The sequence below is a fragment of the Pseudomonas sp. NBRC 111130 genome, assembly GCF_001320485.1.
GTDB lineage: Bacteria > Pseudomonadota > Gammaproteobacteria > Pseudomonadales > Pseudomonadaceae > Aquipseudomonas > Aquipseudomonas vlassakiae.
This window is the reverse complement of sequence record NZ_BCBG01000006.1, coordinates 45,878-57,780: the sequence shown is the minus strand read 5'-3', so window position 1 is coordinate 57,780 and position 11,903 is coordinate 45,878. Positions and strand designations below refer to the sequence as shown.

The following is an 11,903-nucleotide window of genomic DNA, read 5'->3' as shown; positions in this document are numbered from 1 at the left end:
GCCACCCTCGGTCACGCTAGGCGACGCGGTCAGGGTAGCGGTGGTGGTATCGATGGTGTCGGTGATTTCGGTCACTGCCGGCGTCTGCGGCAGGGTCACGATCACGTTGCCGCCACCGGTGGTGCCGGTCACGGTGGTGGAAATCTGCCCGCCATCGATATACGGCGTGTCGTTCCCTGCAACCGGCACGTTGACGGTACCGGTGGTCTGGCCGGCCGGAATGACGATGACCGCGCCGTTCGAAAGGGTCACGGTCAGGTTGGTCGCCGGAGCCTGGCCAACGGTGGCGGTATAAACGATGACGCCACCCGCTTCAGTGATGGAAGGGGTGGCGCTGAGGGTGAGGTCGGTGGCGATCATCGTGACCGCCGTACTGGAGGTGGTGTCGACCCCCCCGGTTTCCTCGGTGGTCGCTGCGGTGGCGAAGCCTATCGGGGCCGTAGGGAAGCCGATGGTCGGGTCCACGCTGCCGGCCGTGGCGTCGAGCATTACGAAGCTGTGGCCGCCGCCTGCCGCGCCGCCACCGCCTGCCGCCGAAGGGCCGGCAGCCGTGGCTTCGAGTTGTGTAGTCGGGTCGACACCGGCGGCGATCGCCTGCTGCAGTTCTTCAACCGACGGGGCGGCTTGTGCGGCGGCCTGGCCCAGGTCAGTGCTGCTATCCGGCGCATCCGCGCTCCATTGGGAGTCGCGGCCCAGGTCGAGCAGGCGGCCATCGGCCAGTTCGAGGGTCACCGCCCCGCCCACCCCGGTGAGCACCTGCTCGCCCGCGAACAGGCGATCGCCCTCGATGAGTACGCGCCGGATGCCTTCTGGGGATACTGCGATGACTTGGCCAACAATGCTCTTGACGATCGCAACAACGCTGCTCATTGGACTCTCCGGCTTACCCGATGATGGGACGTCCCGGCCCATAGCGGCGTCTGTGGCGCCGCATCAGGCGGAAATGTATCGATAATAGGTCTGGACTTTTGACGTCAATTATTTGGCTATAACTCCTTGGAATTAACTTTATGCCAAACTATTGACCTTAAGTGTGCCATCCTAAACAATTGGCGAAGTAATGTCACATTGATATTTGAACGTGTGCTTTTCCTTCCCGAAGTGCCTCTCGAAGTGCCCTGTTGGAAGCTCGCTCATCGGTCAGATCAGGTTGCCATTTTCCAAACCTGCACAGCTTCCGCCGTGATTCAGGACAACAGCGCCTTCGGGGATCCGTAAAAAATGCGTGCGCCACTGTTTATCGCTCTGCCACTCGCTTTCGCCGCCACTTTCGTCCACGCCCAAACGCTGCCAGAAGCCATGCAGCAGGCCCTCGAAGTGCATCCCGAGATCCAGGCCGGGGTGAATGCGCGCGTGGCCGCCGACTACCAGTTGCGCGCCGCCAAGGGCGGCTATTTGCCGCAGGTCAACGTCACCGCCGGTTACGGCCGTGAAGGCAGTGACAGCCCGAGCACCGGTAACCGCTGGGAAACTTTGAACCGCGGCGAATCGGCCATCCGCCTGCGGCAGATGGTGTTCGACGGCTTCGCCACCTCCAGCGAAGTTGGCCGCCAGCAGGCTACCGTCAACGCCCGTGCCTACGCGCTGATGGACACCTCCGAACGCACTGGCCTGGACGTGGCCAAGGTCTACCTGGATGTGCTGTCGCGCCGCGAGATGGTGCGCCTGGCCCAGGAGAACCTGCAGAACCATGAACGCATCCTCGACCAGATCAAGCTGCGCACCAGCCGTGGCGTTGGCCGTCTGGCCGACCTCGACCAGGCTGAAGCGCGCCTGGCCCAGGCCCAGAACAACCTGATCACCGAGCAGACCAACCTGGCCGACGCCAACACCAACTTCCTCAGCGTGGTGGGGCAGATGCCGGATGAGCTGAGCGCCCCGGCGCCATTCATCGACCTGCTGCCAGCCAGCCTGGAAGAGGCCCGCGCGCAGATGGTAGAAAGCAGCCCGGTGCTGCGCTCGGCCGAGTCAGACATCGCCGCGGCGGAAAAACAGTACGACGCCGCCAAGTCCAGCTTCTACCCGCGCTTCGATGCCGAACTCGGTCGCACCGCCGACAACAACATCGACGGTGTCGCCGGTCACAACAACGATTGGGAAGCCATGGTGCGAATGAACTTCAACCTGTACGCTGGCGGCAGCAACAAGGCCGAGCTGGAAGCCAAGTCGCACCTGGCCGGCCAGGCCCTGGACATTCGCAACAATGCCCTGCGCCAGCTGAACGAAGAACTGGGCCTGGCCTGGAACGCGCAGGAAAACGCCAACGCCCAGGTGCCGATCGCCCAGCAGTACGTCGACCACAGCAAGCGCGTGCGCAGCGCCTACCAGCAGCAGTTCAGCCTCGGTGAGCGGACCTTGCTCGACCTGCTCGACAGCGAGAACGAAACCTTCACCGCCCAGCGCCGCTTGGTAGAAGTGAAGAATATTCAGTTGTTTACTCAGTACCGAATCAAGGCGACCATTGGCCAGCTGCTCAAGAGCCAGGGCGTTGTCGCGCCGATGGCCACCGTTGTGCAGAACGATTTGAAACCCAGGGTGAACCTGCCAGGCTTGAACTGAGGCGCACCCATCCACCTACCCGCCAGGTTGAAGAGAGCACCGCGTGGAATCCGAAGTCAGTCGAGTCCAACTCAACCACGATCCACGCAGTCAGCATGACGATCCGCTCCTGGATAGCCTGCTGACGCTGTGCGTCCTGCATCAAAAGCCTGCCAGCCGGGCGATGCTCACCACCGGGCTGCCATTGCCGTCCCAGCGCCTGAACGCCGAGTTGCTGCCCCGCGCCGCCGCCCGCGCCGGCCTGCAGGGGCGCCTGTTGCAGCGCAAGCTGGAGCAGATCCCGAGCATCGCCATGCCGGCCATGCTGCTGCTCAAGGACGGCCGCGCCGCGGTGTTGCTGGGCTGGGAGAATGATGACACTGCGCGCCTGCTGCTCAGCGAGAGCGATGGCGGCGAGGTGCTGGTCAGCCGCGAAGCCCTGATCGGGGATTACAGCGGCAAGGTGTTCTTCGCCCAGCCGCAGCACAAGTACGACGTCAACCACGGCAACCTGATTCCGCGCGCCAAGTCCTGGTTCCGCGACACCTTGCTGCGCAGCAAGTGGCTGTACATCGACGCCATCGCCGCCAGCCTGGTGATCAACCTTATCGCCCTGGCTGCGCCGCTGTTCGTGATGAACGTCTACGACCGCGTGGTGCCCAACCAGGCCACCTCGACCCTCTGGGTGCTGGCCGTCGGTATCACCGGCGCGTATGTGTTCGACCTGATTCTCAAAGGGCTGCGCGGCCTGTGCCTGGACCTGGCCGGCAAGAAGACCGACCTGATCATTTCGGCCACCCTGTTCGAACGCATCGTCGGCATGTCGATGAAGTACCGCCCGGCGCGGGTCGGCAGCTTTGCCCAGAACATCCACGAGTTCCAGGGGCTGCGCGACTTCCTCGCCTCGCTGACCCTGACCAGCCTGATCGACCTGCCGTTCACCCTGATCATCCTGCTGGTGATCGCCATCATCGGCGGGCACCTGGTGTGGATCCCGATCCTCGCCTTCCCGTTGGCCCTGGGCATCGGCTACGCCCTGCAGCGGCCGCTGATGGCAACCATGGAGCGAACCATGGCACTGGCCTCCGAGCGCCAGTCGAGCCTGATCGAGACTCTGGCCGGCCTGGACGCGGTGAAGGTCAACAATGCCGAAAGCGAACGCCAGTACATGTGGGAACAGACCCTCGGCACCCTCAGCCGCCTTGAGCTGCGGGTGAAGGTGCTGTCGAGCCTGGCGATGAACATCACCCTGCTGATCCAGCAACTGGCTGGCGTGGCGATGATCTGCGTTGGCGTGTACCTGATCATCGACGGCAACCTGAGCATGGGCGGCCTGGTGGCTTGCTACATGCTCAGTGGCCGTGCCCTGGGCCCGTTGAGTTCGCTCAACGGCCTGCTGGCCCGCTACCAGCAGGCCAAGGTGACCATGGTCTCGACCAACCAGATGATGGAACTGCCGCAAGAGCGCAACTTCGAGGAACGCCCGCTGAGCCGTAAGGTGCTGCAGGGTGGCATCGAGTTCCGCGGCGTCGACTTCACCTACCCGAACCAGCAGAACCAGGCGCTAAAGGGCATCAACCTGCTAATCCGCCCCGGCGAGAAAGTCGGCATCATCGGCCGCAGCGGCTCGGGCAAGAGTTCGCTGGCCAAGCTGATCGTCGGCCTGTACGAAACCGACAATGGCTCGCTGCTGGTAGACGGCGTGGACATTCGGCAGATCGACGTCAGCGAGCTGCGCCACAACGTCGGCTACGTGCCGCAGGATATCCAGCTGCTGGCCGGTACCTTGCGCGACAATCTGGTCAGCGGTGCCCGCTACATCGAGGACGAGCTGATCCTGCAAGCCGCCGAGCTGGCTGGCGTGCATGAGTTCGCCCGGCTGCACCCGGACGGTTACGAGTTGCAGGTTGGCGAGCGCGGGCAAAACCTCTCCGGCGGCCAGCGGCAGAACGTCGCCCTGGGCCGTGCGCTGTTGCTCAACCCGCAGATCCTGCTGCTCGACGAGCCAACTGCGGCCATGGACAACACCGGCGAAGAGCGCCTCAAGCAGCGCCTGCAGGCGGTGATCGAGAACAAGACTGTGCTGCTGGTGACCCACCGGGCCTCGCTGCTGACCCTGGTCGACCGGCTGATCGTCATCGACCGTGGGCAGATTGTCGCCGATGGCCCGAAAGCTTCGGTCATGGATGCGCTGAAGAAGGGGCAGATCAATGTTGCATAAGCTCGATTTCGGCGTGTTCAAGGCCGGCCTGCGCCGTTATTTCAAAGGCTCCGACTCGCTGCACGGGCAGCCGCTGCCCGAGGTCAACAAAGCGCTCATCGAAGACGCCCCGCGCGTCGTGCGCCTGACCATCTGGGGCGTGATCGCGTTTTTCCTGTTCCTGATCGTCTGGGCCAGCTTCGCGCCCATCGACGAAGTCACCCGTGGCGAGGGCAAGGCCATTCCCTCGTCCAAGGTGCAGAAGGTGCAGAACCTCGAAGGCGGCATCGTCGCCGAGATCTTCGCCAAGGAAGGGCAGGTGGTCGAGGTCGGCCAGCCGCTGCTGCGCCTGGACGAGACCCGTTTTGCCTCCAATGTCGGTGAAACCGAAGCCGACCGCCTGGCCATGGCCCTGCGTGTCGAGCGTCTGAGTGCCGAGGTTGAGGACCGCCCGCTGAAAATAGACGAAGAACTGCGCAAGGCCGCGCCCAGCCAGGCGGCGGACGAGCAGTCGCTGTACCAGAGCCGCCGCCAGCAGTTGCAGGACGAACTCGCTGGCCTGCAACAGCAGCTGGTGCAGAAGCAACAGGAGCTGCGGGAGTTCACTTCCAAGCGCGCCCAGTACGCCAACAGTTTGCAGTTGCTGCGCCAGGAGATCGGCATGTCCGAGCCGCTGGTGGCCCAGGGCGCGGTCTCCCAGGTAGAGGTGCTGCGCCTGCGCCGCTCCGAGGTGGAAACTCGTGGCCAGATGGAGTCCACGGCGCTGGCTATCCCGCGTGCGGAAGCGGCCATCAAGGAAGTCGAGAGCAAGATCGAAGAGACCCGCGGCAAGTTCCGCAGCGAGGCCCTGACCAAGCTTAACGAGGCGCGCACCGAGCTGAACAAGGCCACCGCTACCAGCAAGGCACTGGACGACCGCGTCAACCGTACCCTGGTCACTTCGCCGGTGCGCGGCATCGTCAAGCAGCTGTTGGTCAACACCATTGGTGGCGTGATCCAGCCGGGCAGCGACATCATCGAGATCGTGCCGTTGGACGATACGCTGGTGATCGAGGCCAAGATCCTGCCCAAGGACATCGCCTTCCTTCACCCGGGGCAGGAAGCGACCATCAAATTCAGCGCCTATGACTACACCATCTACGGTGGGTTGAAGGCCAAGCTTGAACAGATCGGCGCCGACACCATCACCGACGAAGACAAGAAGACCACCTACTACCTGATCAGGCTGCGCACCGACAAGAGCCACCTGGGCACCGACCAGAAGCCGCTGCTGATCATCCCCGGGATGGTCGCCACGGTAGACATCATGACCGGCAAGAAGACCATCATGAGCTACCTGCTCAAGCCGATCATGAAGGCCCGCGACGAGGCTCTGCGCGAGCGGTAAGCCCGACGCAGGCGCGCGCCCCTGTAGGAGCGGCCTTGTGTCGCGAAAGGGCCGCAACGTGGCCCCAGGGGTATCAGCACAGAGGCAGAGATTGCTGGGGCCGCGTTGCGGCCCTTTCGCGACACAAGGCCGCTCCTACAAGGGCAGTGCATGGTTCGAGCACCAAAATCAGGCACCACAACCCTTCATATCTTTATTCTTTAAAGATATTTAAATTATTTTTCTTATGCATTTATAGTCACTGCCACTGCGTACCCGTCGACCAATCGATGCGCCGCACGACTTGAACCCACACGGGTAATCCCCGTGCGTTTCTGATCGTTGCGCGCCATTGAAGTCGCGCACTGCGTGGGAGTGACACATGCCAGCCGCCTCGAACGCCTTGTCGACCATCGACAGCGCCCAGCCGCAAACCTTCGAAATCCGCCCGTTCTCCGGTGCCGTCGGCGCCGAGCTCATTGGCCTGGACCTGGCCAGGCCGGTCAGCGCCGAGGATTTCGCCCGTATTCATCGCGCCCACCTCGACCACCATGTGCTGGTGTTCCGTGACCAGCGCATCAGCCCGGAACAACAGATCGCCTTCAGCCGCCGCTTTGGCGAGTTGCAGATCCATGTGCTCAAGCAGTTTCTGCTTGCCGGCCACCCGGAAATCCTGATCGTCTCCAACATCATCGAGAATGGCGAGAATATCGGCCTTGGCGATGCCGGCAAGTTCTGGCACTCGGACCTGTCGTACAAGGAGCTGCCGAGCCTCGGCTCCATGCTGCATGCCCAGGAGCTTCCCAGCGAAGGCGGCGACACCCTGTTCGCCGACATGCATAAAGCCTGGGATGCGGTACCCGAAGCCCTGCGCAAAGTGGTCGAGGGCCGCAGTGCCGCTCACTCCTACACCGCCCGTTACGCCGAAACCAAATTCGAAGGCAACTGGCGCCCGACCTTGACCGCCGAGCAGCTCGCGCAGGTGAAGGAAGTCATCCACCCGGTGGTGCGTACCCACCCGGAAAACGGCCGCAAGGCGCTGTTCGTCAGCGAAGGCTTCACTACCCGCATCGTCGGCCTGCCGGATGACGAAAGCCGCGACGTGCTGCAACAGCTGTACGCGCTGAGCGTGCTCGAACAGAACATCTACCGCCACCAGTGGCAACCCCATGACCTGGTGTTCTGGGACAACCGTTCACTGATTCACCTGGCCACCGGTTGCCCGGCGCACCTGCGCCGCAAACTGTTCCGCACCACCATCCAGGGCGATGCCCCGTTCTGACGACTGAGGAATTCATCATGCGCAAATCCATCAGCCGCCTGGCGGCAAGCATCGGCCTGGGCGCCAGCCTGGTCGTCGGCAGCCTGGCGGCCCCCGCCGTGGCACATGCCGAAGGCAAGATCCGCATCGCCGAGCAGTTCGGCATCGTCTACCTGCTGCTCAACGTGGTGCGTGACCAGCACCTGATCGAGAAGCACGGCAAGCAGCAGGGCATCGACATCGAGGTCGACTGGGCCCAGCTGTCTGGCGGCTCGGCGATCAATGACGCGCTGCTGTCCGGTTCGGTGGACATCGCCGGGGCCGGGGTTGGCCCGCTGCTGACCGTGTGGGACCGTACCAAGGACCGGCAGAACGTCAAGGCCGTAGCCTCATTGGGCAACTTCCCGTACTACCTGGTCAGCAGCAACCCGAACGTGAAGACCATCGCCGACCTTTCTGACAAGGACCGCATTGCGGTGCCTGCGGTAGGTGTTTCGGTGCAGTCTCGCTTCCTGCAATACGCCGCCGCCCAGCAGTGGGGCGACAAGGAATACAACCGCCTCGACAAGTACACCCTGGCCGTGCCGCACCCGGATGCCACCGCCGCGCTGCTGGCCGGCGGTACCGAACTGAACGGGCACTTCTCCAACCCGCCGTTCCAGGACCAGGCGCTGGCCAACAAGAACGTGCATGTGGTGCTCAACAGCTATGACCTGCTCGGCCCCAACTCGCCGACCCTGCTGTTCGCCACCGAGAAATTCCGCAACGACAACCCCAAGACCTACAAGGCCTTTGTCGACGCACTGGCCGAGGCGGCGGACTTCGCCCAGAACGACAAGGCCGCCGCAGCGGATACCTACATCCGCGTGACCAAGGCCAAGATCGACCGCGACGCGCTGATCAAGCTGATCGACAACCCGCAGTACGAATTCACCGTCACGCCGAAGAACACCTACAAGCTGGCCGAGTTCCTGTATCGGGTTGGCGCCATCAAGCACAAGCCGGCATCGTGGAAGGACTACTTCTTCCAGGATGAACGCCCGCTGCAGGGGAGCTGACCGACCATGACCGCCCCTTTGCCAGGCCACACGGCCAGCAACCTGAGCCGTATCGCTACACCGCCGTTGCTCAAGGTGGACAGCCTGAGCCTCGAATACCGCACCGCGCAACGCGTGGTGCGGGCCACCCACCAGGTCAGCTTCGAAGTCGATCGCGCTGACCGCTTTGTCCTGCTGGGCCCATCAGGCTGCGGCAAGTCGACCTTGCTCAAGGCCGTGGCCGGTTTCATCGCCCCCCAGGAAGGGCAGATCCTGCTGCAGGGCCAGCCGGTCAACGGCCCCGGCCCTGACCGCATCGTGGTGTTCCAGGAGTTCGACCAGCTACCGCCCTGGAAGACGGTGAAAGAGAACGTCATGTTCCCACTGCTGGTGTCCGGCCAGCTCAAGCGCGCCGAGGCCGAGGAGCGGGCCTTGCATTACCTGGACAAGGTCGGCCTGGCCGCCTTTGCCGATGTCTACCCACACATGCTGTCGGGCGGGATGAAGGCACGCGTGGCGATCGCCCGGGCGCTGGCGACCCAGCCGAAGATCCTGCTGATGGACGAGCCGTTCGCCGCGCTCGATGCGCTGACCCGGCGCAAGATGCAGGAAGAACTGCTGCTGTTGTGGGAGGAAGTGCGCTTCACCTTGCTGTTCGTCACCCATTCCATCGAGGAGGCGCTGGTGGTCGGCAACCGTATCCTGTTGTTGTCGCCCCACCCAGGCCGGGTACGTGCCGAGGTGCACAGCCACCAGTACGACCTCGGCAGCCTCGGCGCTGCCGACTTCCAGGCCAGTGCGCGGCGCATCCATCGCTTGCTGTTCGACGAGGCCGAAGCCCCTGAGCCGGCCGATGACCTGGGCTTCAACGACATTCGCATCGCCTACTGAGGAGCTTCAGCCATGACCCCTACACCTGTACGCCAGGAATACGAGGTGCAGCTGGAGCCCTTGCTCAGTGTGCCTGTGGAACGCAATCTACCCTTGGCCCAACGCCTGTGGCAGCACGGCTGGCTGCGCAAGGCGGTGATCCTGGTGGTGATCGCCGCCTTGTGGGAAGCGATCGCCCGCTACCAGGGCAACGACCTGCTGCTGCCGACCGTCCTGCAGACGGCTGCGGCACTGTGGGACGGACTGCTCAGTGGTGAACTGCCGGCCAAGGTCGGCGTGTCGCTGGTGATCCTGCTCAAGGGTTACCTGCTGGGCATCGTGCTGGCCTTCGGCCTGACCAGCCTGGCAGTGTCGACCCAGCTCGGTCGCGACCTGCTGGGGACGCTGACCTCGATGTTCAACCCGTTGCCGGCGATTGCCCTGCTGCCGTTGGCGCTGTTGTGGTTCGGGCTGGGTGACAACAGCCTGATTTTCGTGTTGGTGCATTCGGTGCTGTGGGCGCTGGCGCTGAATACCTATGCGGGCTTTCTCGGGGTATCGGAAACCTTGCGCATGGCCGGGCGCAATTACGGCCTGAAAGGGCTGCGGCTGGTCCTGTACATCCTGGTGCCGGCAGCGTTGCCGTCGATCCTCTCGGGGCTGAAGATCGGCTGGGCGTTCGCCTAGCGCACCCTGATTGCCGCCGAACTGGTGTTCGGTGCCAGCAGCGGCAAGGGCGGGCTGGGCTGGTACATCTTCCAGAACCGCAACGAGCTGTATACCGACAAGGTGTTTGCCGGGTTGGCGGTGGTGATCCTGATCGGCTTGCTGGTCGAGGGGCTGGTGTTCAATACCCTGGAGCGGTTGACTGTTCGGCGGTGGGGCATGCAGCGGTAGTTTTCCTGTGCCGGCCTCTTCGCGGGCACGCCCGCTCCCACAGGTACTTCACAGTGTTCAGGACCTGCGCGATCCCTGTGGGAGCGGGCTTGCCCGCGAAGAGGCCAGCACAGGCGACTAATTCATGTACTGTGCAGCCGCATTGCTCAAGGTCCTGGCGATCTCTTCGCGCAGTGCCTGCGGCTCTTCGACCACCACGCCGTCGCCCTGGCTCAGCACCCACCAGCGCAATGGCCCGCCATCTTCCACCGTGGCCCGCAGCCGATGCCCGTGGTCCAGCGCCGTCAATTGCATGTCCATGCTCAACGGCGCTTCACGCAACTGCTTGGCCAATGGATCGCTGACCCAAGCTTGCATCTCGATTCCTGCACCTTGCCCAGGCTGAAGCGAATCACCACGCAAAAATCCCTGCAAATCGAAATTACCCCGCAGCTCGCCAGCAGAGTTCGCCGACCAGTGCCAGCCAAACGGAATGCTCTTGTCATTGCGGTCCAGCGGAAAGATCAGCGACAGTTCGTTGAGGTCCCGTTCCACCGTACGTTTGCTGACATTGAAGCCCACATCGCGCAGGCGCCATACCAGTTCGGCACTGGTGATACCTGGAGAACGGCTGGGTAACTGGCGCAGCAGCGCCCATTGACGGCTGAGGGTGGCGCGGGTGGTGGCGAACGGCAAAAGGTAACGTCCTTGTCTAGGCTTGCCGCAACAGGATGGCGGCTCGAACGGGTCATGGCAATTAGCCATAACTCGTTCAGATCAAGGAATGCGCAATTGGTTGCCTTGCCTTGAATCGTCCGCGACAGGTTTTGACGTGACGTCGCGCAGAATCACGCCTCATCACAGCCGCGGTCGGGCCTGTGGGTCGTTCAATGAGGATGAACATGTCTGCTGTCAGCAATATCCATTCGCTGCTCGCCCGTCTTCTGCCTGAGCAGGTCATTTGCCCACCGACACCCGCCGGCAGGCGACAGCGGCTGTTTGCCGGGGTAGGGCAGCCCAGCCAGCGTGCGTTGCTGGTCAACCGACTGGACGAAGCGCACGACCTGCAGGCGGTATACCTGGACCTGCGCCAGCAGGCGCTGGCCGGCAATGTCGCAGCACTCAATGACCTGGGCTGGATCTGGCTCAACGGCAAGTACTGGCGCGCCGACACCGCGCTGGCCGGGCACCTGCTGCGCATGGCGGCGCTGCAGGGCAATGCGGCGGCCTGGTTCAACCTCGGGCAGCAGCATTACTTCGGCAAGGGCGTTGCAACTTCCTATGTCCAGGCCGAGGAATGTTATCGCCAAGCGTTTGAGCGCGGCATGCTGCATGCCGCTGCCGCGCTGGGCGACCTGTATGAAGAAGAGGTCTGCGATGCCGCGCTGGGCTGGCAGGTGGACCTGGTCCAGGCCTATCAATGGTTTCAGCGCGGCGCCGAACGCGGCGAGGCGCGCTGCCGATTCGAGGTGGGCTACCGCTTGCTGCATGGTCTGCATGTGGACGCTGACGTCAAGGCCGCGTTGTATTGGCTGGAACTGGCGGCTGCAGCCGGAGTCATGCAGGCTGCCGAAGAGTTGGCGGTACATTTCAGCAGCCGCGATGAAGCGCGCTATCTGGATTGGCGTGATCGCGCGGTGCAGATGGGCAGCACATTGGCACTGACCATGAAGCTGGAAGACCAGGTTCAGCCCTGAATGAACATGAATTCATGAGGTCCTCCGTCGCACACGGTTGACGACAGGGGGAGGCACA

Annotated in this window: 9 protein-coding genes and 1 pseudogene; 8 read left to right on the top strand and 2 right to left on the bottom strand. The window is 63.3% G+C overall.

From position 1 onward, the window contains the following. On the bottom strand, nt 1–870 hold an 870-nt coding region (locus tag APH33_RS04120), incomplete at its 3' end, for a retention module-containing protein (protein WP_054883928.1). Nucleotides 871–1,221: 351 nt separating this feature from the next. Here APH33_RS04120 and APH33_RS04115 point away from each other — a divergent pair. The 7 genes and pseudogenes from APH33_RS04115 to APH33_RS04085 all read left to right on the top strand — a co-directional run bounded on the left by APH33_RS04115 (nt 1,222) and on the right by APH33_RS04085 (nt 10,169). Continuing rightward, nucleotides 1,222–2,559, top strand: a complete 1,338-nt coding sequence (locus APH33_RS04115) for a TolC family outer membrane protein (protein ID WP_054883927.1) — start codon at nt 1,222–1,224, stop codon at nt 2,557–2,559. Between the two features lie 43 nt (nt 2,560–2,602). Next, nucleotides 2,603–4,759, top strand: a complete 2,157-nt coding sequence (locus APH33_RS04110) for a type I secretion system permease/ATPase (protein ID WP_054883926.1) — start codon at nt 2,603–2,605, stop codon at nt 4,757–4,759. Then, nucleotides 4,749–6,125, top strand: coding sequence for an HlyD family type I secretion periplasmic adaptor subunit (locus APH33_RS04105; protein ID WP_054883925.1), 1,377 nt, complete (start codon nt 4,749–4,751; stop codon nt 6,123–6,125). The genes APH33_RS04110 and APH33_RS04105 overlap by 11 nt, the downstream gene beginning before the upstream one ends. 361 nt (nt 6,126–6,486) lie before the next feature. Beyond that, nucleotides 6,487–7,386, top strand: coding sequence for a TauD/TfdA family dioxygenase (locus APH33_RS04100; protein ID WP_054883924.1), 900 nt, complete (start codon nt 6,487–6,489; stop codon nt 7,384–7,386). Between the two features lie 17 nt (nt 7,387–7,403). After that, nucleotides 7,404–8,423 (top strand): ABC transporter substrate-binding protein, encoded by a 1,020-nt coding sequence (locus tag APH33_RS04095; RefSeq protein WP_054883923.1) that lies wholly within the window; start codon nt 7,404–7,406, stop codon nt 8,421–8,423. Between the two features lie 6 nt (nt 8,424–8,429). After that, the gene (locus APH33_RS04090) at nt 8,430–9,293 is read left to right on the top strand and encodes an ABC transporter ATP-binding protein (protein ID WP_054883922.1); all 864 of its coding nucleotides are present in this window, start codon (nt 8,430–8,432) and stop codon (nt 9,291–9,293) included. A 12-nt stretch (nt 9,294–9,305) separates the two neighbouring features. Further along, a pseudogene (locus APH33_RS04085) lies at nt 9,306–10,169 on the top strand (ABC transporter permease). Nucleotides 10,170–10,286: 117 nt separating this feature from the next. Here APH33_RS04085 and APH33_RS04080 read toward each other — a convergent pair. Further along, complete coding sequence (locus APH33_RS04080) at nt 10,287–10,844, bottom strand: WYL domain-containing protein (protein ID WP_054883921.1); 558 nt, start codon at nt 10,842–10,844, stop codon at nt 10,287–10,289. A 206-nt stretch (nt 10,845–11,050) separates the two neighbouring features. Between APH33_RS04080 and APH33_RS04075 the strand changes: the two genes are divergently transcribed. Further along, on the top strand, nt 11,051–11,845 hold the full coding sequence (locus tag APH33_RS04075) for a tetratricopeptide repeat protein (protein WP_054883920.1): 795 nt from the start codon (nt 11,051–11,053) through the stop codon (nt 11,843–11,845). Nucleotides 11,846–11,903: the final 58 nt, after the last annotated feature.